Annotated in this window: 19 protein-coding genes; 15 read left to right on the forward strand and 4 right to left on the reverse strand. The window is 70.6% G+C overall.

From position 1 onward, the window contains the following. The first annotated feature begins 48 nt into the window (after positions 1–48). The 5 genes from ACIBKX_RS29255 to mutM all read left to right on the forward strand — a co-directional run bounded on the left by ACIBKX_RS29255 (position 49) and on the right by mutM (position 3903). Positions 49–1098, forward strand: a complete 1050-nt coding sequence (locus ACIBKX_RS29255) for a cell division initiation protein (RefSeq protein ID WP_363273584.1) — start codon at positions 49–51, stop codon at positions 1096–1098. Positions 1099–1247: 149 nt separating this feature from the next. After that, on the forward strand, positions 1248–1925 hold the full coding sequence (locus ACIBKX_RS29260) for a DUF177 domain-containing protein (RefSeq protein ID WP_363273582.1): 678 nt from the start codon (positions 1248–1250) through the stop codon (positions 1923–1925). A 2-nt stretch (positions 1926–1927) separates the two neighbouring features. Next, positions 1928–2101 (forward strand): 50S ribosomal protein L32, encoded by a 174-nt coding sequence (gene rpmF, locus ACIBKX_RS29265; RefSeq protein WP_003965982.1) that lies wholly within the window; start codon positions 1928–1930, stop codon positions 2099–2101. Between the two features lie 7 nt (positions 2102–2108). Then, complete coding sequence (gene rnc, locus ACIBKX_RS29270) at positions 2109–2924, forward strand: ribonuclease III (RefSeq protein ID WP_363273581.1); 816 nt, start codon at positions 2109–2111, stop codon at positions 2922–2924. Positions 2925–3033: 109 nt separating this feature from the next. Beyond that, complete coding sequence (gene mutM, locus ACIBKX_RS29275; RefSeq protein ID WP_363273579.1) at positions 3034–3903, forward strand: bifunctional DNA-formamidopyrimidine glycosylase/DNA-(apurinic or apyrimidinic site) lyase; 870 nt, start codon at positions 3034–3036, stop codon at positions 3901–3903. Between the two features lie 33 nt (positions 3904–3936). Here the strand turns inward: mutM and ACIBKX_RS29280 are convergent, their stop codons facing one another. Next, the gene (locus ACIBKX_RS29280; RefSeq protein WP_363273578.1) at positions 3937–4878 is read right to left on the reverse strand and encodes a CAP domain-containing protein; all 942 of its coding nucleotides are present in this window, start codon (positions 4876–4878) and stop codon (positions 3937–3939) included. Between the two features lie 130 nt (positions 4879–5008). Between ACIBKX_RS29280 and ACIBKX_RS29285 the strand changes: the two genes are divergently transcribed. The 4 genes from ACIBKX_RS29285 to ACIBKX_RS29300 all read left to right on the forward strand — a co-directional run bounded on the left by ACIBKX_RS29285 (position 5009) and on the right by ACIBKX_RS29300 (position 11334). Continuing rightward, positions 5009–5290, forward strand: a complete 282-nt coding sequence (locus tag ACIBKX_RS29285) for an acylphosphatase (RefSeq protein ID WP_363273577.1) — start codon at positions 5009–5011, stop codon at positions 5288–5290. A gap of 382 nt (positions 5291–5672) precedes the next feature. Beyond that, positions 5673–5876 (forward strand): hypothetical protein, encoded by a 204-nt coding sequence (locus ACIBKX_RS29290; protein ID WP_135333243.1) that lies wholly within the window; start codon positions 5673–5675, stop codon positions 5874–5876. 255 nt (positions 5877–6131) lie between these two features. Further along, positions 6132–9704 (forward strand): chromosome segregation protein SMC, encoded by a 3573-nt coding sequence (gene smc / locus ACIBKX_RS29295; RefSeq protein WP_363273576.1) that lies wholly within the window; start codon positions 6132–6134, stop codon positions 9702–9704. A gap of 178 nt (positions 9705–9882) precedes the next feature. Beyond that, a complete protein-coding gene (locus ACIBKX_RS29300) occupies positions 9883–11334 on the forward strand; it encodes a sugar porter family MFS transporter (RefSeq protein ID WP_399376454.1) in 1452 nt (483 codons plus the stop codon). Between the two features lie 44 nt (positions 11335–11378). Here ACIBKX_RS29300 and ACIBKX_RS29305 read toward each other — a convergent pair whose 3' ends face one another. Together ACIBKX_RS29305 and ACIBKX_RS29310 are read right to left on the reverse strand one after the other, a co-directional pair. Next, positions 11379–12359: an LLM class flavin-dependent oxidoreductase gene (locus ACIBKX_RS29305; protein WP_363273574.1), complete on the reverse strand. Its 981-nt coding sequence runs from the start codon at positions 12357–12359 to the stop codon at positions 11379–11381. 111 nt (positions 12360–12470) lie between these two features. Next, a complete protein-coding gene (locus ACIBKX_RS29310) occupies positions 12471–13904 on the reverse strand; it encodes a cytosine permease (RefSeq protein WP_363273573.1) in 1434 nt (477 codons plus the stop codon). 198 nt (positions 13905–14102) lie between these two features. Here ACIBKX_RS29310 and ftsY point away from each other — a divergent pair, with 198 nt between their 5' ends. Then, on the forward strand, positions 14103–15338 hold the full coding sequence (gene ftsY, locus ACIBKX_RS29315; RefSeq protein ID WP_363273572.1) for a signal recognition particle-docking protein FtsY: 1236 nt from the start codon (positions 14103–14105) through the stop codon (positions 15336–15338). Between the two features lie 177 nt (positions 15339–15515). On the opposite strand, the gene ACIBKX_RS29320 is transcribed toward ftsY, so the two are convergent. Next, positions 15516–16178: a bifunctional DNA primase/polymerase gene (locus ACIBKX_RS29320; protein ID WP_363273571.1), complete on the reverse strand. Its 663-nt coding sequence runs from the start codon at positions 16176–16178 to the stop codon at positions 15516–15518. Between the two features lie 418 nt (positions 16179–16596). Here ACIBKX_RS29320 and ACIBKX_RS29325 point away from each other — a divergent pair, with 418 nt between their 5' ends. The 5 genes from ACIBKX_RS29325 (at position 16597) to ffh (ending at position 24619) form a co-directional block, all read left to right on the forward strand. Continuing rightward, the gene (locus tag ACIBKX_RS29325) at positions 16597–18072 is read left to right on the forward strand and encodes a hypothetical protein (protein WP_363273570.1); all 1476 of its coding nucleotides are present in this window, start codon (positions 16597–16599) and stop codon (positions 18070–18072) included. A 312-nt stretch (positions 18073–18384) separates the two neighbouring features. Continuing rightward, positions 18385–19746: an ammonium transporter gene (locus tag ACIBKX_RS29330; protein WP_363273569.1), complete on the forward strand. Its 1362-nt coding sequence runs from the start codon at positions 18385–18387 to the stop codon at positions 19744–19746. After that, the gene (locus ACIBKX_RS29335; protein ID WP_150493276.1) at positions 19743–20081 is read left to right on the forward strand and encodes a P-II family nitrogen regulator; all 339 of its coding nucleotides are present in this window, start codon (positions 19743–19745) and stop codon (positions 20079–20081) included. Before ACIBKX_RS29330 ends, ACIBKX_RS29335 begins: the two co-directional genes overlap by 4 nt. A gap of 63 nt (positions 20082–20144) precedes the next feature. Continuing rightward, the gene (locus tag ACIBKX_RS29340; protein WP_363273568.1) at positions 20145–22610 is read left to right on the forward strand and encodes a [protein-PII] uridylyltransferase; all 2466 of its coding nucleotides are present in this window, start codon (positions 20145–20147) and stop codon (positions 22608–22610) included. 455 nt (positions 22611–23065) lie between these two features. After that, complete coding sequence (gene ffh, locus ACIBKX_RS29345; protein WP_363273567.1) at positions 23066–24619, forward strand: signal recognition particle protein; 1554 nt, start codon at positions 23066–23068, stop codon at positions 24617–24619. Positions 24620–24742: the final 123 nt, after the last annotated feature.

A 24742-nucleotide genomic window follows, 5' to 3' on the forward strand; every position in this document is an offset into this window, starting at 1 on the left:
GTCTTCCCGTCCGTCTCCCAACGAGCTGTAGAGAGTGGCGAGCACACGGTGGACGTGCAGAAGAAGATCGACGAGATCGTCGAGGCGGTCGGCAGCGCCCGGTCCATGCCCATGTCGGCCTCGTGCGTGGTCAACCGCGCCGATCTGCTCTCGATGCTCGAAGAGGTGCGCCAGGCGCTGCCAGGCTCCCTCGCCCAGGCCCAGGAGCTGATCGGCGGCCGTGAGCAACTGGTCGAGCAGGCCCGCCAGGAGGCCGAGCGGATCATCGAGTCCGCGCACGCCGAGCGCGGCTCGCTGATCTCCGACACGGAGGTCGCCCGCAACTCCCAGGGCGAGGCGGCCCGCATCCTCGCCGAGGCCCGGCAGGCCGCCGAGGAGGTCCGCGTAGAGGCCGACGACTACGTGGACTCCAAGCTCGCCAACTTCGAGGTCGTCCTCACCAAGACCCTCGGCTCGGTCGGCCGCGGCCGCGAGAAGCTCCTCGGCACCGGTCCCGGCCTCGACGAGCAGGGGTACGAGGACGAGGACGCCCCCGAGCGCAGCCACGACCCCGAGACGCTGCGCCGCAACGCCGACGCGTACGTGGACGCCAAGCTCGGCGCCTTCGAGGCGGTGCTCGCCAAGACCCTGGAGGCGGTCGGCCGCGGCCGCCAGACCCTGCACGGCCGGGCGCCCGCCGACGACCTCGCGGGCCTGGCCCAGCCCGACGGCGCCTCCCAGGCACACACCACCGACGCCGAGTACCTGGCGGACCTGGCAGCCCCGACGGCCGCAGCCCCGCCCGCCGCCCCGGTCGCACCCGCGGCCCCGCAGCAGCCCCCGGCGGCCCCGCAGATCCCGCCGCAGCAGCCGTACGCCCCGCAGCAGCAGGAGCCGGACCCCTACGCGTACCAGCAGCAGGACCAGTACGCGTATCAGCAGCAGTCCTACGCGCAGCAGGATCCGTACGCGTACCAGCAGCAGGATCAGTACGGCTACCCGCAGCAGGGCTACGGACAGCCCCAGTACGAGGCGCCCGCGGCGCTCGAGGAGACCAGCCTCTTCGACACGACCATGATCAGCGCCGAGCAGCTGCGCCAGTACGAGCAGGGGCGCTAGGGGCGGATCGGGGCCGGATTGGGCCGAGAGCGAAAGGTCCAGTATCCTGGCTCTTCGGTCGCGCGTACGTCCGCGATCCAGGCTGCCCGGCTCGTGAGTGAGCACGTGGTTCTCACGGTGCTCACGGCTCTCACGACGGGGTGGCCTCGTTGAACTTCCAGGATTCGAAAGCAGGAAAAGCCCTGAGTGCTCGCCTTGACCACCGCAACCCTCTCGTGTTCGACACACACGAGCTGGGCCGGCGTCCCGGTGCGCTGCAGCGGCTGACCCGTTCCGTCGAGGCCCCCGGTGCTCCGGGTGTCTTCGGCATCGAAGGGGTCATCGGAGTGCCGGCAGGCGCCCCGGTCGAGCTGATGATCCGCCTTGAGTCGGTCATGGAAGGGGTGCTTGTCACAGGCACCGCCCGTGCATCGGCCGAGGGGGAGTGCGTAAGGTGTCTGGAGCCGCTGACGCTTGAGGTCGACGCGGACTTCCAGGAGATGTTCTCGTACCCTGACGCCGACGACCGGGGCCGCACCGCGGAACCGGCCGACGACGCCGAGGAAGATGAGGACAGGCTCTATCTCGAGGACGGCTTGTTCGACCTCGAGCCTGTGCTGCGTGATGCGGTGGTGCTCGCACTGCCGATGCAGCCGGTGTGCCAGGACGACTGTCCGGGCCTGTGTTCCCAGTGTGGAGCGCGGCTCGCGGACGACCCGGACCACCACCATGATGCCGTCGACATTCGTTGGGCGGCACTGCAGGGACTCGCCGGGACCATTCAGGACGGCGAGAAGGACGAGATGAGCGGCGCCGAAGCTGGCGTCGACGAGAAGCAGGAGAAGTAGCCGTGGCTGTTCCGAAGCGGAAGATGTCGCGCAGCAACACGCGCCACCGCCGGTCGCAGTGGAAGGCTGCGGTCCCCACCCTGGTTTCGTGTGAGCGTTGCCAGGAGCCGAAGCTGCAGCACATCGCGTGCCCGAGCTGCGGCACGTACAACAAGCGCCAGGTCCTCGAGGTCTGAGCGGCTGGTGAGAGGCACCGTGTCTAGCCACAAAACGGCGGATGACGCCAAGAAGCAGGCGGAGAACACGGCCTCGTCCCACACGCTTTTGGAAGGGCGGCTCGGGTACACACTCGAGTCCGCCCTTCTGGTGCGTGCACTGACCCACCGTTCGTACGCGTACGAGAACGGCGGTCTGCCGACGAATGAGCGGCTCGAGTTCCTCGGGGACTCGGTGCTCGGCCTCGTCGTCACGGACACGCTCTATCGCACCCACCCCGACCTGCCCGAAGGCCAGCTGGCCAAGTTGCGGGCCGCGGTGGTCAATTCGCGTGCGCTGGCGGAGGTCAGCCGTGGCCTCGATCTGGGCTCCTTCATCCGGCTCGGCCGGGGCGAAGAGGGCACGGGAGGCCGGGACAAGGCATCCATCCTCGCCGACACCCTGGAAGCGGTGATCGGTGCGGTCTATCTGGACCAGGGTCTGGACGCGGCGGGCGAGCTGGTGCACCGGCTCTTCGACCCGCTGATCGAGAAGTCCTCGAACCTGGGCGCGGGCCTGGACTGGAAGACCAGCCTCCAGGAGCTCACCGCGACGGAGAGCCTCGGCGTGCCCGAGTACGTCGTCACGGAGAGCGGCCCGGACCACGAGAAGACCTTTACTGCTGCCGCCCGCGTCGGAGGCGTCTCGTACGGCACCGGCACCGGCCGCAGCAAGAAGGAAGCGGAGCAGCAGGCCGCGGAGTCCGCCTGGCGCGAGATTCGCGCTGCGGCGGATGAGCGGATCAAGGCGGAGGCGGCTGCTGCCGCCACCGCCGGCGAAGCCGCGGACACCCCGTCCGCCTGACGCCACTGTTTTGGTGCCGGTCGCCCTTTGGGCGGCCGGCACCAGCCTTTTGCCGCCTCGCGGCGATCTCCCCACCCGTCAGCCGAATACGCGAAAGCAGACGACCGCCATGCCCGAGCTCCCCGAAGTCGAAGTCGTCCGGCGTGGGCTCGAGCGGTGGGTGGCCGATCGGACCGTCTCCGAGGTCGAGGTGCTGCACCCGCGTGCCGTGCGGCGGCATCTCGCCGGTGGAGAGGACTTCGCGCTCCGGCTCAAGGGGCAGCGGGTCGGTACGGCGATGCGGCGGGGGAAGTACCTGTGGCTGCCCGTCGGGGACGGCGGCACCTCGGTCCTCGCTCATCTCGGCATGAGCGGACAGCTCCTCGTGCAGCCGCAGGACGCGCCCGACGAGAAGCACCTGAGGATCCGGGTGCGCTTCGCGGACACCCTCGGCACCGAGCTGCGCTTCGTCGACCAGCGCACCTTCGGCGGGCTCTCGCTGCACGACTGCGCCGCCGACAGCACCGACGGACTGCCCGACGTCATCGCGCACATCGCCCGCGATCCGCTGGACGAACTCTTCGACGACGCGGCCTTCCACACCGCGCTGCGCCGACGTCGTACGACGATCAAACGCGCCCTGCTCGACCAGTCGTTGATCAGCGGCGTCGGCAACATCTATGCGGACGAGGCCCTTTGGCGGGCGAAGCTGCACTACGAGCGGCCCACCGCCACCTTCACCGCGCCCCGCACGGCCGAACTCCTGGGCCACGTACGGGATGTGATGAGTGCGGCGCTCGCGGTCGGCGGCACCAGTTTCGACAGCCTGTACGTGAATGTGAACGGCGAGTCGGGCTACTTCGAGCGGTCCCTCGACGCCTATGGGCGCGAGGACGAACCCTGCCGACGCTGTGGCACGGCGATGCGCCGGCGTCCCTGGATGAACCGCTCCAGCTACTTCTGCCCGCGCTGCCAGCGGCCCCCGCGCTCCGTGGCGTAAGGGTGTCCTGAGGATTCCGCGCCCGGAGACCGGTTAGAAGCCGAAGTCCTGCGTCCACCAGGGGCCGCCCGGCGCGAAGTGCGCGCCGACGCCCAGGGTCTTGTAGTCGCAGTTGAGGATGTTGGCCCGGTGGCCGGGGCTGTTCATCCAGGCGTCCATCACGGACTGGGCGTTGGCCTGGCCGCGTGCGATGTTCTCGCCGCCCAGGTCCGCTATGCCGGCCTTCTCGGCGCGGTCCCAGGGGGTCGCGCCGTCCGGGTCGGTGTGGTCGAAGAAGTCCCGCTCGGCCATGTCCGAGCTGAAGTTCCCGGCGAGCGAGGCGAGCGAGGCGTCCGCCTGGACGGGGGAGCAGCCGGCCTTGGCGCGCTCCTCGTTGACGAGGCCGAGGACGGCTGCCTCGGCCGCGCTCTCGGCGGACGGCGACGGGGAACTGGCCGCCGGCGGCGCCTTCGGCTTCTCCGTGGCGGTGCGCGAGGGGCTCGGGGCCTTCGGCTTGTCGGCGGTCTGTGACGGCTTCGGTGCCTGCGTCGACGGCTTCTCGGACGGCTTCGCCGAGGGCTTCTCGGTGGTCTGCGAGGGCTTCGGCGCGGGGGTCTGGGAGCGCTCCGTGTCGCGGCTCGGCGTGGTCGACTCGCGACCGGCGTCCGCTTCCGCGTCGGCGCCGCCCTGCGTCGCCACCTCGCTCGGGGAGCTGGCGGAACGGACCTTGCCGGAGTCACCTCCGTCGCCCAGCGTGTAGTTGTCGGAGCCGGGGACCAGGCCGGAGGCGATCGCCACGGCGCCCATCGCGACGGCTGCGGAGACACCGAGCAGGCCGGTGCGCACCGGTGCGGCGGCGCGGCCCTTGCGGCGGTGCGAGGCGGCGGCGGGGCGGGGTTCGGATGCGCCCGCGTAGTCGTCTGCGTACGGAGCGGAGGCCCCAGTGGCGCGGCCGGTGGCGGCTCCCCCTGCGCCGGAGCGTCGGTGGCGTCCCATCTCTGGCCTTCCTGGTCCTGGCGGTCAACGTGACTCACCCATATGAGTGAGGCTCATCGTGTCGGGACTGTACGCGATGGCGCATGGGGACGAAGTGCTCCGAGAGCAATTGGCCGGTTAGCGTGCACCCATGAACGAAGAAGTCAGGCTCACCGCCTGGGTGCGCGGACGGGTCCAAGGTGTGGGTTTTCGCTGGTTCACGCGGGCCAGGGCCCTCGAGATCGGTGGCCTGAGTGGTTTTGCTCTCAATTTGGACGACGGCCGCGTACAAGTGGTCGCCGAGGGTCCCCGCGCGGCTGCCCAGTCGCTCCTCGACTGGCTGCGTGACGGCGACACACCCGGCAGGGTCGACGGGGTCACTGAGATCTGGGACACCCCGCGCGGCATCTACGAGACGTTCGCGATTCGCTGACGGAGATCCGGCGGGCAGGCCTGCCGAGGGGTGCCGAAGGCAACTGACTGGGGCAGGAAAGACCTGGTGGTTGCCAAGAACCCCTTGTCGTGGCAGGCTCCGCAAGTAAGGATGATCGACACGCCCCCAGGGCCCCGCAGCAGAGGCAGCGCCGCAGTTTTCACGGCGCAACGCCCCCGGGTTGCCCGCCGATACGGGGCGTGATCGTGTTGACCGTCAAACTTTTTGGTGAGACTCTGGAAGCCCCGCGCACCTTAGCTGTTTGGCATGTGAGAACGGCCAGCAAGACCAGCAGGAACAACGAGTGCCAAGCACCGCGGGTGCGATTCCCTCACGACCCACACCGCTTCGGTCGGTCACTCATTGTGGAGGACCATCCATCATGGCAAAGGCGCTTCTCGGTTACGTCGGCGGTTCCGACCCGCGACTTCTCGCCGAGATGCGACGGCTCCAGCAGCGCGTCCAGGACCTGGAATCTGAGCTCGTGAAGATCCAGGCCGAGAACGACGCGCTCGCGGCTGCCGCTTCTCACGAATCGCTCCTGGAGAGCATCGACGTACCCCAGGCGGAGCCTGCGCTCACCTGACCACTGCCTCTTCGGTAAAGGCGCTTTTCTCGCAAGGTGTTTGCGTAACGATCATTGCGCGTGACGCGCTTTCCGCCTTGTGAGCTGCCTGTAACGCATGTGGTCGGGCTGCCCATGTCAGCCGCTTGTCCAGATCTGCAAGGGACGCTTCGGCGTCCCTTCTTTCTTTCCCCTGCGCCGCCTGCTGCCTTTACCGTCTGATGTGCCCTGCATCTTCATGGGTGAAACTGACAGTGAAAGGTAGAGTCCGACGGCGTGCACCTCAAGGCCCTGACACTGCGCGGATTCAAGTCCTTCGCGTCCGCCACGACACTGAAGTTCGAGCCGGGCATCACCTGCGTCGTCGGACCCAACGGCTCCGGCAAGTCCAATGTCGTGGACGCGCTGAGCTGGGTCATGGGCGAGCAGGGCGCCAAATCGCTGCGCGGCGGCAAGATGGAGGACGTCATCTTCGCCGGGACGACCGGCAGGCCGCCGCTCGGCCGCGCCGAGGTCTCCCTCACCATCGACAACTCCGACGGCGCGCTCCCCATCGAGTACGCCGAAGTCACCATCACGCGGATCATGTTCCGCAACGGCGGCAGCGAGTACCAGATCAACGGGGACACCTGCCGCCTCCTCGACATCCAGGAGCTGCTCTCCGACTCCGGCATCGGCCGCGAGATGCACGTCATCGTCGGGCAGGGGCAGCTCGACGGCGTACTGCACGCCGACCCCATGGGGCGCCGCGCCTTCATCGAGGAGGCCGCGGGCGTCCTCAAGCACCGCAAGCGCAAAGAGAAGGCGCTGCGCAAGCTCGACGCGATGCAGGCCAATCTCGCCCGCGTCCAGGACCTCACCGACGAGCTGCGGCGCCAGCTCAAGCCGCTGGGCCGGCAGGCCGCCGTCGCCCGCAGGGCCGCCGTCATCCAGGCCGATCTGCGCGACGCGCGCCTCCGGCTCCTCGCCGACGATCTCGTACGACTGCGAGAGGCGCTGCGGACTGAGGTGGCCGACGAGGCCGCGCTCAAGCAGCGCAAGGACTCCGCCGAGGCCGAGCTGAAGAAGGCCCTGCAGCGCGAGGCGGAGCTGGAGGACGAGGTGCGGCGCCTCACCCCGCGGCTCCAGCAGGCGCAGCAGACCTGGTACGAGCTGTCGCAGCTGGCCGAGCGGGTGCGCGGCACGGTGTCGCTCGCCGACGCCCGCGTCAAGAGCGCGACCGCCGCGCCGCCGGAGGAGCGGCGTGGGCGTGACCCCGAGGACATGGAGCGCGAGGCCGCGCGGATCCGTGAGCAGGAGGCGGAGCTGGAGGCCGCGCTCGAAGCGGCGGAGCACGCCCTGGAGGACACGGTCGGGCACCGGGCCGAACTGGAGCGGGAGCTGGCGGTCGAGGAGCGCCGCCTCAAGGACGTCGCGCGGGCCATCGCCGACCGGCGCGAGGGCCTCGCGCGGCTGAACGGCCAGGTCAACGCGGCGCGCTCGCGGGCGGGATCGGCGCAGGCCGAGATCGACCGGCTCGCGGTGGCGCGGGACGAGGCGGGGGAGCGCGCGGTCGCCGCCCAGGAGGAGTACGAGCAGCTGAAGGCGGAGGTCGACGGGCTCGACGCCGGTGACGCGGAGCTGGCCGGGCGGCACGAGGAGGCGAAGCGTTCCCTCGCCGATGCCGAGGCCGCGCTCACCGGCGCGCGGGAGGCCGCCACCGCCGCCGAGCGCAAGCGGGCCGCGGTCGCCGCACGGCACGAGGCGCTCGCCCTGGGCCTGCGCCGCAAGGACGGCACGGGGGCGCTGCTCGCCGCGAAGGACCGCATCACCGGGCTGCTCGGTCCGGCCGCGGAGCTGCTCACCGTCGCTCCGGGGCACGAGGTCGCGGTGGCCGCCGCCTTCGGTGCCGCCGCGGACGCGATCGCGGTGAGCACGCCTTCCTCGGCGGCGGAGGCGATCCGGCTGCTGCGGAAGCAGGACGCCGGGCGGGCGGCGCTGTTGCTGGCGGGGGCGTCCGGCGGTGACGTACCCGAGGAGCGGGCAGCGGATGTCCCGCCCTTCGTCGCCGAACTGGTGCGCGGGCCCGAGGAGTTGATGCCCGCCGTGCGGCGGCTGCTGCGCGGCATCGTGGTGGTGGGGACGCTCGAGGACGCCGAGGATCTCGTCTACGCGCGGCCCGAGTTGACCGCCGTCACCGCCGAAGGCGATCTGCTCGGGGCGCACTTCGCGCAGGGCGGGTCCGCCGGGGCGCCGAGCCTGCTCGAAGTGCAGGCCTCCGTCGATGAGGCAGCCGCCGAGCTTGAGCAACTGGCCGAGCGGTGCGAGGAGTTGGCGAGCGCGCAGCACGAGGCGGGGGAGCGGCGCAGGGAAGCCGCCGCGCTCGTCGAGGAGCTGGCGGAGCGCAGGCGCGCCGCGGACCGCGAGAAGTCGTCCGTGGCCCAGCAGTTGGGGGCCCTTGCCGGGCAGGCGCGCGGCGCCGCGGGCGAGGCCGAGCGCAGTGCCGCCGCCGCGGCCAAGGCGCAGGAGGCGCTCGACCGGGCGGTCGAGGAGGCCGAGGAGCTGGCCGAGCGGCTGCTCGTCGCGGAGGAGGCAGCCCCTTCAGGGGAAAGAGGGGAGGAGGAGCCCGACACCGGGGTGCGCGACCGGCTCGCCGCCGACGGGGCCAACGCGCGGCAGACCGAGATGGAGGCAAGGCTTCAGGTCCGTACCCATGAGGAGCGGGTCAAGGGGCTCGCGGGTCGTGCCGACTCGCTGGACCGGGCCGCACGCGGGGAGCGCGAGGCACGCGCGCGTGCCGAGCAGCGCAAGGCGCGGCTGCGGCACGAGGCGGCCGTCGCCGACGCCGTCGCGCGTGGCGCCCGGCAGCTCCTCGCGCACGTCGAGGTCTCCCTCGGCAGGGCCGACGAGGAGCGCGGCGCCGCCGAGCGCGCCAAGGAGGTGCGGGAGCGGGACCTGGTCGCCGAGCGGAACCAGGGCCGTGACCTGAAGGCCGAGCTGGACAAGCTGACGGACTCGGTGCACCGGGGCGAGGTGCTCGGCGCCGAGAAGCGGATGCGGATCGAGCAGCTGGAGGCCAAGGCCCTGGAGGAGCTGGGCGTGGAGCCCGCGGGGCTGGTCGCCGACTACGGCCCCGACCAGCTGGTGCCGCCGTCGCCGCCGGCCGAGGGCGAGGAGCTTCCGGAGGACCCGGAGCATCCGCGCAACAGGCCCGTGCCGTATGTCCGCGGTGAGCAGGAGAAGCGGCTGAAGTCAGCCGAACGGGCGTATCAGCAGCTGGGGAAGGTGAACCCGCTGGCGCTCGAGGAGTTCGCGGCGTTGGAGGAACGCCATAAGTTCCTGAGCGAGCAGCTCGAGGACCTGAAGAAGACGCGCAGTGATCTCCTCCAGGTGGTGAAGGAGGTCGACGAGCGCGTCGAGCAGGTCTTCACCGAGGCCTACCGGGACACGGCCCGGGAGTTCGAAGGGGTCTTCTCGCGCCTCTTCCCGGGCGGCGAGGGACGGCTGATCCTCACCGATCCCGACAACATGCTCACCACCGGCGTCGATGTCGAGGCGCGTCCGCCGGGCAAGAAGGTCAAGCGGCTCTCGCTGCTCTCGGGCGGCGAGCGCTCGCTGACGGCCGTCGCGCTGCTGGTCTCGATCTTCAAGGCTCGGCCCAGTCCCTTCTATGTGATGGACGAGGTCGAGGCCGCGCTCGACGACACCAACCTGCAGCGGCTCATCCGCATCATGGAGGAGCTGCAGGAGGCCTCGCAGCTCATCGTGATCACGCACCAGAAGCGGACGATGGAGGTCGCGGACGCGCTGTACGGCGTGTCCATGCAGGGCGACGGCGTCTCGAAGGTGATCAGTCAGCGGCTGCGCTAGCACCTTCATAAGTTCAAGTCTTGAACGAGTCGGGCCTCACGCTGCCTCAAAATTCACAGCAGCTCACCTATTGACTTCGAAACTTGAAGGCATAGTCTCTGCAACGTTGCTTTTACCTTCAGGTGGTGGGCGGCGTGAAGTTGTGCGCCACTTGAAGTGCTCACCCCCACCCCCGGCGATGCTGCCGGTGGCCCGAGGAGTCCATGTGACCAGCACTACGAAGACGCCGCAGCCCAGCGGCAGAGAAGCTCAGCCGGACCATCTCGGCCATGTCATCTTCATTACGGCGGCCGCCGCGATGGGTGGCTTCCTCTTCGGCTACGACAGCTCGGTGATCAACGGCGCGACCGTCGCCATCCAGCACCGCTTCGACGTAGACGCGAACATGCTCGGCTGGATCATCGCGACCGCGCTGCTCGGCTGTGCGGTGGGTGCCGCGGTGGCCGGCCGCATCGCGGACCGCATCGGCCGCATCCGCTGCATGCAGATCGCCGCCGTCCTCTTCGCGGCCAGCGCCGTGGGCTCCGCCCTGCCGTTCGCGGCCTGGGACCTGACGATGTGGCGCTTCATCGGCGGCATCGGCATCGGCATGGCCTCGGTCATCGGCCCGGCCTACATCGCCGAGGTCGCGCCGCCCGCCTACCGCGGCCGCCTCGCCTCCTTCCAGCAGGCCGCCATCGTCATCGGCATCGCCGTGTCGCAGTTGGTCAACTGGGGCATCCTGAACGCGGCCGACGGCGACCAGCGAGGCGAGCTGATGGGCCTGGAGGCCTGGCAGCTGATGCTCGGCGTCATGGTCATCCCGGCCGTCCTCTACGGCCTGCTCTCCTTCGCGATCCCCGAGTCGCCGCGCTTCCTGATCCACGCCGGCCGCGAGGACGAGGCCAAGAAGGTGCTCGGCGAGATCGAGGGCCACAAGACCGACCTGGACGCTCGCGTCGCCGAGATCGAGCAGGGCATGCGCAGCGAGCACAAGTCGTCCTTCAAGGACCTGCTCGGCAAGGCCGGCTTCCTGCCGATCGTCTGGATCGGCATCGGGCTCTCGGTCTTCCAGCAGCTCGTCGGCATCAACGTGATCTTCTACTACTCGAACCAGCTCTGGCAGTCGATCGGCCACGACCCGAGCAGCTCGTTCCTGTACTCGTTCGAGACGTCGATCGTGAACATCGTCGGTACGGTCATCGCGATGATCTTCGTCGACCGGATCGGCCGCAAGCCGCTGGCCCTGATCGGCTCCGCCGGCATGGCGATCGCGCTGTTCACCATGGCCTGGGCGTTCTCCTACCGGACCGGCTCCGGCGACACCGTCTCGCTGCCCGACACCCAGGGCCTGATCGCGATCATCGCGGCCAACGCCTTCGTCCTCTTCTTCGCCCTGTCCTGGGGCGTGGTGGTCTGGGTGCTGCTCGGCGAGATCTTCCCCAACCGGATCCGCGCCGCCGCGCTCGGTGTGGCCGCCTCCGCCCAGTGGCTCGCCAACTTCGCGATCACCAAGACCTTCCCGAGCATGTCCGAGTGGTCGCTGACCGGCTCGTACATCATCTACGGCGCCTTCGCGGCGCTCTCGATCCCCTTCGTCATGAAGTTCGTCAAGGAGACGAAGGGCAAGACCCTGGAGGAGATGGGCTAATCCCCGCTGCCCCTCCTCTGAGGAAGCTGCCCCGGTTCAAGGACCTATTCCTTGAGCCGGGGCAGTACGTTTTCGCAGAAGTGGTGCAGGCTGCGCCATCCCTCGTCGACCGGCATCCCGCCGGACAGCGGGTGCAGCACGAGATTGGCGGCGCCGGCCTGGACGTACGCGACGCACTCGGCCGGAGTCAGGACGCGGTAGACGCCCTCGGCGCGCAGTTCCTCGACCGTCGTGGCCGCGGACTTCACCGCCGAGCGGATGTCCTTGGACTGCCAGGAGGCATAGGTGCGGGCCTCGTGCAGGAAGTGTTCGCCGTGTTCGGCCCAGGTGCGGTCCGGGTCGTCGGCGATGTGCAGCAGGGGAGTCTCGGCGGCGGGCATCATGGTCCAGCCCTCGGTGCCGTACTCGGCGAGCCGCTCGTTGTAGTACGCCTCGAGCTCCGGCAGATGGGCGCTCGGGAAGAACGGCAGGCCGAGCCGGGCCGCGCGCCGGGCCGCCGCCTGCGATGAGCCGCCGACCAGGAGCAGCGGGTGCGGCCGGGTGTGCGGACGCGGGGTGACGCGCACGGTGCGGCCGCGGAACTCGAAGGGCTCGCCCGTCCAGGCCTGCAGCAGCGTTTCGAGCAGCTCGTCCTGGAGCTTGCCCCGCCGCTTCCAGTCGACGCCGAACGCCGCGTACTCCTCGGGCCGGTAGCCGATCCCCGCCACCGTCACCAGTCGGCCGCCGCTGAGCAGATCGAGTACGGCGATGTCCTCGGCGAGCCGCAGCGGATCGTGCAGCGGGCCGATGATCGCGGAGACGGTGACCGCGATGCGCCGCGTCGCGCCGAACACCGCGCCCGCGAACGTGAACGGCGAGGGCAGCCAGTTGTTGCCGACGCCGTGGTGCTCCTCGGTCTGCACCGTGGAGATGCCCCGGTCGTCCGCGTACGCGGCCATCTCCAGGGCGGCTTTGTACCGTTCGCTCAGCGAGCCGGGCGTGGCGGCGGGATCCACGAGGTTGAATCGGACGACTGTCACGGGCATACGGAACGTCCCCCTTCACCTTGGGCGGCGAAGGGGGACGTTAGTTGACGTTCCGTCAGATGAACAGTGCCCGGGAGCAGTTGAACGCCGCCCGGGGCCGGTTGCCCGGGATCAGGCGGTGACCAGCTCGGTCTCGTCCTCGGGGGTCTCGGCGTCGCGGTTGCGCGGGAGCACCGCGTACAGCACGGCCGCGATCAGGATCGTGGCCAGCCAGCCCAGGCCGTTGCGGCCGATCCAGGACGTGGCGAGCGGGCCGCTGAACCAGTCGACCTTGGTGAAGAGCAGGCCCATCACCAGAGCGATCGCCCATGCGGTCATCGCCTGCCAGGCGAAGCCCGCCTTGTACCAGTAGGCGCTGGTGCGCTTGGTGTCCATCAGCGCCTCGCCGTCGTACGTCTTGCGGCGCAGCATGTCGATGCCGAAGACGCCGATCCAGGCGGAGAACGCGACCGCGAGCAGGGTGAGGAAGGAGATGAACGAGCCCATGAAGCTGCTGGCCACGTTCATCAGGAGGTAGCCGAAGATCAGGCTGATGACGGCGTTGATGCTCACGGCCCAGGCGCGGGGGACCTTGATGCCGAGCGTCATCGCGGTGAAGCCCGCGGAGTACATGGACATCGAGTTGATGAGCAGCATGCCGATCAGGGCCATCACCAGGTACGGCACGGCGATCCAGGTCGGCAGCAGTGTGCCGAGGAAGGAGACCGGGTCGGTGGCCTTCGACAGGTCCGGCGTGCTGACCGCCATGACGGCACCCATCAGGACCATCGGTACGACGACGATGCCGGCGCCCCCGACCGCGTTGCCCACCAGGGCCTTGCTGGAGGCCGTGCGCGGCAGGTAGCGGGTGAAGTCCGGGCCGGTGGGGACCCAGCTGATGCCGCCCGCGGCGATCACGCCGACGCCCGCGACCATCGCGGCGGTGGAGCCGGCGTCCCGTGAGAAGACGTCAGACCAGTCGGTGTCGATCAGCAGGTAGATCAGGACGAGGATGCTGAACGCGCCGAACAGGTACGTGGCCCAGGTGTTGCAGATGTGCAGCACCTTGCGGCCGAGGCCGCTGATGAGGAACGTACAGGCGACGAAGAGGACCAGCGTCACGACCGTCAGCCAGGTGCTGGACTCGATGCCGAAGCAGATGTCCAGGACCGTGATGATCGCGTACGCGCCCGTGACCGCGTTGATCGTCTCCCAGCCCCAGCGGGCGACCCAGATCAGCGAGCCGGGGAAGAGGTTGCCGCGCTGGCCGAAGACCGCGCGCGAGAGCGTCATGCCGGGGGAGCCGCCGCGCTTGCCTGCGATCGAGATGAGCCCGACCAGGCCGTAGCTGAGCACCGGCGAGACGAGGGCGACGACCAGGGCCTGCCAGAAGTTGAGCCCGTTGGTCACGATGAGGCCCGCGCCCATGGTGAGCAGCAGGACACTGATGTTGGCGGCGACCCAGGTGGGGAACAGCTCGCGGGTACGGCCGGTGCGCTCGGAGTCGGGGACGGGCTCGAGGCCGCGTGTCTCCAGGGCGCCTTCGTGTTCGGCGGTGGTGCTCATGGGGGTGGTTCCGTGCCTCTCGCTCGGATCGCAACGCTGCGGATCCGTCCGTGGGGGTGATCGCAAGGACTCTACGCGCGTTGATGCGGAGAGCTCCATCGTACTTTAGTCCGAGTCATGCCCTCTATGAGGCTTTGTTCCTTGGAGGAAGCTACAGCCTGGGCCCCTGTGGGCCCCATGGCTGATACTGGGTGAGTTATGGAAATCGTCATCCTTGCTGTAGTCATCGCCGTGGTCGTGATCGGCGCGCTCGGCGGGCTCGTGATCGGCAGCCGCAAGAAGAAGCAGCTGCCCCCGCAGGCCCCGTCGACCACGCCCACCATCACCGCCCCTCCCGCCGAACCGCAGGTTGGCGACGAGGCCGAGACGCCGCGCGACGAACCGCGCCGCACGATCGAGGAGGTGGAACTCCCGGGGGCCCCATCGGCGACAGCCGAGGCGCCGGTGGTCACCGAAGAGGCCCCCGAGGCGCCCGCGGCGCCGGAGGTCGAGACCCCGGAGCCCACGGCGGGCCGTCTGGTCCGGCTGCGCTCGCGGCTCTCCCGCTCGCAGAACGCGCTCGGCAAGGGGCTGCTCACGCTGCTCTCGCGCGAGCACCTGGACGAGGACACGTGGGAGGAGATCGAGGACACGCTCCTCACCGCCGACGTCGGCGTCGCCCCCACGCAGGAACTGGTCGAGCGGCTCCGCGAGCGCGTCCGCGTGCTCGGCACCCGTACGCCACAAGAGCTGCGCTCCCTGCTGCGTGAGGAACTTCTCACGCTGCTCGGCACGGCCGAGGGCACGGACTTCGACCGCACCGTGAAGACCGAGTCGGGCCTGGAGACGCCCGGCATCGTGATGGTCGTCGGCGTCAACGGCACCGGCAAGACCACCACCACGGGCAAGCTCGCCCGCGTCCTGGTCGCCGACGGCCGCTCGGTCGTGCTCGGCGCCGCGGACACCTTCCGCGCGGCCGCCGCCGACCAGCTGCAGACCTGGGGCGAGCGCGTCGGCGCCCGCACCGTGCGCGGCCCCGAGGGCGGCGACCCGGCGTCGATCGCCTTTGACTCGGTCAAGGAGGGCATCGCCGAGGGCGCCGACGTGGTGCTCATCGACACCGCGGGCCGGCTGCACACCAAGACGGGCCTGATGGACGAGCTCGGCAAGGTCAAGCGCGTCGTCGAGAAGCACGCGCCGCTGGATGAGATCCTGCTCGTCCTGGACGCCACGACCGGGCAGAACGGCCTGGTGCAGGCGCGGGTCTTCGCCGAGGTCGTCGACATCACCGGCATCGTCCTGACGAAGCTGGACGGCACCGCCAAGGGCGGCATCGTCGTGGCCGTCCAGCGGGAGCTGGGCGTGCCGGTGAAGCTGGTGGGTCTGGGCGAGGGTGCGGACGACCTGGCGCCGTTCGAGCCCGAGGCCTTTGTGGACGCGCTGATCGGCGAGTAGCGCTCCGCGGGTGGGGCGGATTGTCGCCTGCGGGTGCGTGGGGGCTGGTCGCGCCCACGCGGCGGAGCCGCACAATGTCACAGCCCCGCGCCCCTTCGCGGCGCTCCCGTGCCGCATACGAAAGAAATGCCCCACCCCGGGGTGCAGCCGGGGCGGGGCATTTCGGTGTGTGGGCGTCTACGCCGGTGAGCGATGGGCCACGTACGCCAAGGTCCCCAGGACCAGCCGTGCCTGTGGCGGATTCGTCGCCGAGTCCAGGTCCGGGGCGCGCAGCCAGCGGACCGGGCCCAGGCCCGCGTGGTCGGACGGCGGGGCCGTGATGTGGCTGCCGGGGCCACGCCCGTGCAGGTCGATGTCGGCGTCGTCCCAGCCCATGCGGTAGAGCAGCCGGGGGAGCTCGGCGGCGGCGCCGGGGGCCACGAAGAAGTGCGCGCGGCCGTCCGGCGTGGCCGACACCGGGCCGAGCGGGAGGCCCATGCGCTCCAGGCGGACCAGCGCCCTGCGCCCCGCCGTCTCGGCGACCTCGATCACGTCGAAGGCGCGGCCCACGGGCAGCAGCACGGCGGCACCGGGGAACTGGCCCCAGGCGTCCGCCACTTCGTCCAGCCGGGCCCCGGCCGGGACTTCGGGGGCGAAGGCCAGCGGATGGGCGCCGGGGGACGGACAGTCGGCGGCGCCGCAGGAGCAGCGGCCGTCCAGTGCGCGTGCCCCGGGGACCGCCGCCCAGCCCCAGAGTCCGGTGTACTCGGCCACCGCGGTGCAGTCCGACGCGCGGCCGCGCCGCCGTGAGCCGGTGCGGGGTTCTCTGGTCCCCCGGATGCCGCCGATCGTGAAGCCCATGCCCCCTCCAACGGGTCGAGCGCAGCGCGGTTACGTGACGGAATCGGATCGTGACCCTCTGTTTTCGGGTGGCGCCCGATGGTCAGAGGGTGGTGCGCTCGGTCATTCGCGCCCCTAAGTGCTCCGTTCCGCCCACTGTCGGTCGTCCACTGTCAAGTCAATCGCTTGTAGCGGGCGGGGAGTTCATTCGAAGGGGTGGCGAATGGTGGCGTTTCCGCGATCGCCCTCGCCGGAGGGGTGATCGTAGGATTACTTTCAGTGCACAAGCCCTGAGACTTGTGCACTCGTGGGTATGCCGGAGGCAAGTCGGTTTCCTGTTCGAGGGGTGACGTTCTCCGGACGGAGAGCCGCACGAGGCGGCATTCTGGTAGGGCTTGGCGTGGACCGCGCAAGTGTCTTGAGGAATGGGGGCGTTCCGGTGGGCGGCAATGGCGGAAGTGGTGCGAACGCTGAAAAGCGCCCAAACGAACTGCTCAACTCCTGGTTCGTGCGCAGCGGCTGGTCGAAGGGCGAGCTGGCGCGCCAAGTGAACCGCAGGGCACGGCAGTTGGGCGCCCATCACATCTCCACCGACACCTCGCGGGTGCGTCGCTGGCTGGACGGCGAGAATCCCCGCGAGCCCATCCCGCGCATCCTCTCCGAGCTGTTCTCGGAGCGGTTCGGCTGTGTGGTGGCGGTCGAGGACCTGGGGCTGCGCGCCGCGCACCAGTCGCCCTCCGTGTCCGGCGTCGACCTGCCCTGGACCGGCCCGCAGACGGTCGCGCTCATCAGTGAGTTCTCCCGCAGCGACCTGATGCTCGCGCGCCGCGGCTTCCTCGGCACCTCGCTCGCGCTCTCCGCGGGCCCCGCCCTCATCGAGCCCATGCAGCGCTGGCTGGTCCCCGGACCGACGGCACCGGCCGGCGACCCCGAGCCCGCCGCTCCGTCGCGCAGGCCGGGGCGGCTCTCCAAGCCCGAGCTCGACCTGCTTGAGTCCACGACCGTGATGTTCCGGCAGTGGGACGCGCAGTGCGGGGGAGGGCTCCGGCGCAAGGCCGTCGTCGGCCAACTGCACGAGGTGACGGACCTGTTGCAGGAGCCCCAGCCCGAGGCCACCTCCAAGCGCCTCTTCAAGGTCGCGGGCGAGCTGGCCGAACTGGCCGGATGGATGAGCTACGACGTGGGGCTCCAGCCCACCGCCCAGAAGTACTTCGTCCTCGCGCTGCACGCCGCCAAGGAAGCGGGCGAGAAGCCGCTCGGGTCGTACATCCTCTCCAGCATGAGCCGCCAGATGATCCACCTCGGCCGGCCCGACGACGCGCTCGAACTCATCCACCTCGCCCAGTACGGCAGCCGCGACTGCGCGAGCCCGCGCACCCAGGCCATGCTGTATGCGATGGAGGCCCGCGCGTACGCCAGCATGGGCCAGCCCGGCAAGTGCAAGCGGGCCGTGCGGATGGCCGAGGACACCTTCGCCGACGCCCTGGAGTTCGACGAGCCCGAGCCCGACTGGATCCGCTTCTTCTCCGAGGCCGAGCTGAACGGGGAGAACGCCCACTCGTTCCGCGACCTGGCCTATGTCGCGGGCCGCAGCCCCACCTACGCCTCGCTCGCCGAGCCCGTCATGGAGCGCGCCGTCGACCTCTTCGGCAAGGACGTCGAACACCAGCGTTCGTACGCCCTGAACCTGATCGGGATGGCCACCGTCCACCTCCTCCAGAAGGAGCCCGAGCAGAGCACGCAGCTGGCCGGGCAGGCCCTGGACATCGCCAAGAAGGTCCGCTCTGAGCGGGTCAACACCCGGCTTCGCAAGACCGTGGACACCGCGGTCCGCGACTTCGGGGACGTCGCCGAAGTCGTCCGGCTCACCGAGCGGCTCGCCGTCGACATGCCGGAAACCGCGGAGGCCGTCTGACGGCCCCCACCAGCGGGCACCCGCAAGGCTCCGGCCGCGGCAGGACCATCCCGAACAGCCCGACTCGGCTCCCCCACGCCAGGTCAATCGGATGGCCGTCGCGGCCGGTTTCGCGCGTTGTCGCAGGGTATGACCCGGCGCCCCGCACCACCCGGCAGTTCATTGACGCGTAACACGTACGACCTCTTCGTCACCGCCGCGAAACATCGAGGCGCACCCCCGGAAACGGCGCTGCGCCAATCTCGTGGCGCATAACGGCCCACCCCGTACCGCCCTCCCGCACGGGCCGCATACGACGACGAGGAGACGCCGATGCCCCCAGGCATCACGATCGCCGCAGACGCCCCGCAGCTGTCTGCCGCCAACACCGGGTTCATGCTCATCTGTTCCGCCCTGGTCATGCTGATGACACCGGCCCTCGCCTTCTTCTACGGAGGCATGGTCCGCGTCAAGAGCACCCTGAACATGCTGATGATGAGCTTCATCAGCCTGGGGATCGTCACCATTCTCTGGGTGCTCTACGGCTTCTCCGTCGCGTTCGGCACCGACCACGGCAGCCTCATCGGCTGGTCGTCCGATTACGTCGGACTGAGCGGCATAGGGCTCAACGAGCTGTGGGACGGCTACACGATCCCCGTCTATGTGTTCGCCGTCTTCCAGCTGATGTTCGCGATTCTCACGCCCGCCCTGATCAGCGGCGCCCTCGCCGACCGCGTGAAGTTCACCGCCTGGGCACTGTTCGTCGCCCTGTGGGCCACGATCGTCTACTTCCCGGTCGCGCACTGGGTCTGGGGCGCCGGCGGCTGGGCCTTCGAGCTCGGCGTGATCGACTTCGCCGGTGGTACGGCCGTGCACATCAACGCCGGTGCCGCCGCGCTCGGCGTGATCCTCGTCATCGGCAAGCGCGTCGGCTTCAAGAAGGACCCGATGCGGCCGCACAGCCTGCCGCTGGTGATGCTGGGCGCCGGTCTGCTCTGGTTCGGCTGGTTCGGCTTCAACGCCGGATCGTGGCTGGGCAACGACGACGGCGTCGGCGCGATGATGTTCCTGAACACGCAGGTCGCCACCGGTGCCGCGATGCTGGCCTGGCTCGCCTACGAGAAGATCCGGCACGGCGCGTTCACCACGCTGGGTGCCGCTTCCGGTGCCGTCGCGGGCCTTGTCGCCATCACCCCGGCCGGCGGCTCCTGCTCGCCGCTCGGCGCGATCGCCATCGGAGCCATCGCGGGCCTGCTCTGCGCCATGGCCGTCGGCCTCAAGTACAGGTTCGGTTACGACGACTCCCTCGACGTCATCGGCGTCCACCTGGTCGGCGGTGTCGCGGGCTCGCTGCTCGTCGGCTTCTTCGCCACCGGCGGCGTGCAGTCCGACGCCAAGGGCCTCTTCTACGGCGGCGGACTCGACCAGCTGGGCAAGCAGGCCGCCGGTGTCGGCGCCGTCCTCGCGTACTCCCTGATCGCCTCCGCGGTCCTGGCCTTCCTGGTGGACAAGGCGATCGGGATGCGGGTAAGCGAGGACGAGGAGATCGCGGGCATCGACCAGGCGCAGCACGCCGAGACCGCGTACGACTTCAGCGGCGCGGGCGGCGGCACGGCGCCCCGCACGGCCGTACCGGCCCCGGTCCAGGAGCCCGCGAAGGCTGCAACGCAGAAGAACAAGAGGGTGGACGCATGAAGCTCATCACCGCGGTCGTCAAGCCGCACCGGCTCGACGAGATCAAGGAAGCGCTCCAGGCCTTCGGGGTGCAGGGCCTGACGGTCACCGAGGCCAGCGGCTACGGCCGCCAGCGCGGGCACACCGAGGTCTACCGGGGCGCGGAGTACACCGTCGACCTCGTACCGAAGATCCGTATCGAGGTCCTGGTCGAGGACGACGACGCCGAACAGCTCGTGGATGTCGTGGTGAAGGCCGCCCGGACCGGCAAGATCGGGGACGGCAAGGTCTGGAGCGTCCCGGTCGACACGGCCGTCCGGGTGCGGACCGGCGAGCGCGGACCCGACGCGCTCTGAGCCGGATCCAGAGGTAGTGAGCGGGACTGAGCGGAACTGAGCGGGACTGACAGGAGCTGCTGGGTGACGAGTGTGGACGTACGAACCGAATCGGACGCGGAAGACTCCGGACCCAGCGGCTACGCGGCGGCCCGGCTGCACCTCCTCCAAGGGGAGGCGCAGTCCGGGCCGCCGCGCCGTTCGGCCCTCGCCGACCTCACCGACGAGTGGCTGACCGGGCTCTTCGACGGCGCGGGCACGCCGCGGGGCGCCTCGCTCGTCGCCGTCGGCGGCTACGGCAGGGGCGAGCTGTCGCCGCGCAGCGACCTGGACCTGTTGCTGCTGCACGACGGCAGCGCGGACCCCGGCGAGGTGGCCGCCCTCGCCGACCGCGTCTGGTACCCCGTCTGGGACCTGGGGCTCGCGCTCGACCACTCCGTTCGTACGCCGACGGAGGCCCGCAAGACCGCGGGCGACGACCTGAAGGTGCAGCTGGGGCTGCTCGACGCGCGGCACATCGCGGGCGATCCGGGGCTGACCGCCGGGCTGCGCACCGCCGTCCTCGCCGACTGGCGCAACCTCGCGCCGAAGCGGCTGCCGCTGCTGCGTGAGCTGTGCGAGGAACGGGCCGAGCGGCAGGGCGAGTTGAGCTATCTCCTGGAGCCGGACCTCAAGGAGGCCAGGGGTGGGCTGCGGGACGCGACCGCGCTGCGGGCCGTCGCCGCCTCGTGGCTGGCCGACGCGCCCCGCGAGGGACTCGCCGACGCGCGCCGCAGGCTGCTCGACGTACGCGACGCGCTGCATCTGACCACGGGCCGGGCGACGGACCGCCTCGCCTTGCAGGAGCAGGACCAAGTCGCGGCGGAACTGGGCCTGTTGGACGCCGACACGCTGCTGCGGCAGGTGTACGAGGCGGCAAGGACCGTCTCGTACGCCAGTGACGTGACATGGCGCGAGGTCGGCCGGGTGCTGCGGTCCCGTGCCGTGCGGCCCAAGCTGCGGGCCATGCTGGGCGGCAAGGGGGCGGCGGCTGCCGCCGAGCGGTCGCCGCTGGCCGAGGGGGTCGTCGAGCAGGACGGAGAGGTCGTCCTCGCGCGGGCCGCCCGCCCCGAGCGCGACCCGGTGCTGCCGCTGCGGGCCGCCGCTGCCGCCGCGCAGGCCGGGCTTCCGCTGTCGCTGCACGCCGTGCGGCGGATGGCCGCCGCCGCCCGGCCGCTGCCCACGCCGTGGCCGGCCGAGGCCAGGGAGCAGCTCGTGACGCTGCTCGGCGCGGGGCGGCCGACCGTCGAGGTCTGGGAGGCGCTGGAGGCCGAGGGCCTGATCACCCGGATGCTGCCCGACTGGGAGCGGGTGCGGTGCCGGCCGCAGCGCAACGCCGTGCACACCTGGACCGTCGACCGGCATCTCGTGGAGACCGCCGTACGCGCCGCCGAGCTGACCCGCCGGGTCGGGCGCCCCGACCTGCTCCTGGTGGCCGGGCTGCTGCACGACATCGGGAAGGGCTGGCCGGGGGACCACTCGGTGGCCGGGGAGATCATCGCGCGGGACGTGGCGGCGCGGATCGGCTTCGACCGGGCGGACGTGGCCGTCCTCGCCTGTCTCGTACGCCATCATCTGCTGCTCGTCGAGACGGCCACCCGGCGTGACCTGGACGATCCGGCGACGGTACGGGCCGTCGCCGAGGCCGTGGGGTCCCCGGGAACGCTGGAGCTGCTGCACGCGCTGACCGAGGCGGACGCGCTGGCCACCGGTCCCGCGGCCTGGTCGACGTGGCGGGGGTCGCTCGTCGCCGACCTGGTGAAGCGGGTCGGGGCGGTGCTTTCGGGGGACGAGCCCGCGGCGGCTCCGGAGGACGGGGAGCCGACCGCCGAGCAGGAGCGGCTCGCGGTGGAGGCGTTCCGGACGGGCGGGCCCGTGCTGGCGCTGCGGGCGCAGATGGAGGGTTCCGACCCGGACGCGGGCTCGGGGGAGCCGGAGCCGCTGGGCGTGGAGCTGGTCATCGCGGTGCCGGAGCAGGCGGGGGTGCTGCCCGCCGTGGCCGGAGTCCTCGCCATGCACCGGCTCGCGGTGCGGACGGCGGAGTTCCGTGCGGTGGGGCTGCCGATGGGCGGCGAGGACTCCGTGCTGCTCCTGAACTGGCGGGTGGCCGCCGAGTACGGTTCGCTGCCGCAGGCGGCGCGGCTACGGGCCGACCTGGTACGGGCGCTCGACGGCTCGCTGGACATCGCCGGGCGGCTGGCCGAGCGGGACGCGGCGTATCCGAGGCGCCGGGGGACGGTGGCGCCGCCGCCCCGCGTGACGGTCGCTCCGGCGGGTTCGCGTCTGGCGACGGTGATCGAGGTACGGGCCCAGGACGCACCGGGCCTCCTCCACCGCATCGGCCGCGCGCTCGAGTCGGCGGGGGTGGCGGTCCGCAGCGCACATGTCTCGACGCTGGGCGCGAACGCGGTGGACGCGTTCTATGTGACGGAGGGGTCGGGGAGGGCGCCGCTGGAGGGGGAGCGGGCGGCGGGTGTGGCCAGGGCGGTGGAGGAGGCGCTGCGGGGGTAAGGGGGCTGCGTCGGCTTCCCCGCTCCCCGCGTGGGTAAGGGGGCTGTGCCGGCTTCCCCGCTCCCCGCGTGGGCAGGCGTTCCGCAGGGCGAGTGGGGTCTCCCCTGCTCGCGCGAAGCGGAGAACTGGGGAAAGGGTGGGCACAGCCTGCTGTAGCCGGGGCAGCGATGCGGCGGGCGGGCGCGGGAGCGGTTCCTGCTGGGCGAGAGGGTGGGACGGGAACGGTTCCTGCTGGGCGAGGAGGTGGGACGGGAGCGGTCCTTGCCGGGCGAGAGGGAGGGACGGGAACAGTCCTTGCCGGGCAAGGAGGAGGCGCGGGAGCAGTCCCCGTCGGGCAAGAAGTGGACGGCCCACCGCTCCCCGCGCAGGGGACGGGATCCGCCCGCTCCGGCAGCCAGATACCCTGGAGGGCGACCAACCGCCCGCCCCCGACGACCCGAGGATTCGCGACCGCCGTGTTCGATACTCTCTCCGACCGCCTCGCAGCGACATTCAAGAACCTCCGGGGCAAGGGCCGCCTGTCCGAGGCGGACATCGACGCCACGGCGCGCGAGATCCGCATCGCCCTGCTCGAGGCGGACGTGGCCCTGCCCGTCGTCCGCGCCTTCATCAAGCAGGTCAAGGAGCGCGCCGCCGGAGCCGAGGTCTCCCAGGCGCTCAACCCCGCCCAGCAGGTCATCAAGATCGTCAACGAGGAGCTCATCGGCATCCTCGGCGGCGAGACCCGACGGCTGCGGTTCGCGAAGAACCCGCCGACCGTCATCATGCTCGCGGGCCTCCAGGGTGCCGGTAAGACCACCCTCGCCGGAAAGCTCGGCCTCTGGCTGAAGGCGCAGGGCCACTCGCCGCTCCTGGTCGCGTGCGACCTGCAGCGCCCCAACGCCGTCAACCAGCTCAGCGTCGTCGCCGAGCGCGCCGGCGTCGGCGTCTACGCCCCGCAGCCGGGCAACGGCGTGGGCGACCCGGTCCAGGTCGCCAAGGACTCCGTCGAGTTCGCCAGGTCCAAGCAGTACGACGTGGTCATCGTCGACACCGCCGGACGCCTCGGCATCGACCAGGAGCTGATGCAGCAGGCCGCGGACATCCGCGACGCCGTCAGCCCCGACGAGGTCCTCTTCGTCGTCGACGCGATGATCGGTCAGGACGCGGTCAACACGGCCGAGGCCTTCCGCGACGGCGTCGGCTTCGACGGCGTGGTCCTCTCGAAGCTCGACGGCGACGCCCGTGGTGGTGCCGCGCTCTCCATCGCGCAGGTCACCGGCCGCCAGATCATGTTCGCCTCCAACGGCGAGAAGCTGGACGACTTCGACGCGTTCCACCCGGACCGCATGGCGTCCCGCATCCTCGGCATGGGCGACATGCTCACGCTGATCGAGAAGGCCGAGCAGACCTTCTCGCAGCAAGAGGCCGAGAAGATGGCCTCGAAGCTGGCCTCCAAGAAGGGCCAGGACTTCACGCTCGACGACTTCCTGGCCCAGATGGAGCAGGTCAGGAAGATGGGCAGCATCAGCAAGCTGCTCGGCATGATGCCCGGGATGGGCCAGATCAAGGACCAGATCAACAACCTGGACGAGCGGGACGTCGACCGCACCGCCGCGATCATCAAGTCGATGACCCCCGGCGAGCGCCAGGAGCCGACGATCATCAACGGCTCGCGCCGCGCCCGTATCGCGAAGGGCTCGGGCGTCGAGGTCAGCGCGGTCAAGAACCTCGTCGAGCGGTTCTTCGAGGCCCGCAAGATGATGTCCCGCATGGCGCAGGGCGGCGGCATGCCGGGTATGCCCGGGATGCCGGGCATGGGCGGCGGCGCCGGCAAGCAGAAGAAGAAGCAGAAGCAGGCCAAGGGCAAGCAGCGCTCCGGCAACCCGATGAAGCGCAAGCAGCAGGAGCAGGAGGACGCCGCCCGCCGCGAGCAGGCCGCGCAGTCCGGCGGCGCCTTCGGTCTGCCCGCGGGCGAGCAGGGCAAGGACTTCGAGCTGCCGGACGAGTTCAAGAAGTTCATGGGCTAGTGGTCGACGCGGGGTGAGCCGGCGCTTCGGCGGCGGCTCATTCTTCGTACGACATCTGGGGCGCTCCTCTGTCGAGAGGGGCGCCCCAGGCGTTTTCGGCGCGGGTGCCCATGCGCTGTTTGT

Origin of the sequence: Streptomyces sp. NPDC050658 (assembly GCF_044457025.1) — a bacterium.
GTDB lineage: Bacteria > Actinomycetota > Actinomycetes > Streptomycetales > Streptomycetaceae > Streptomyces.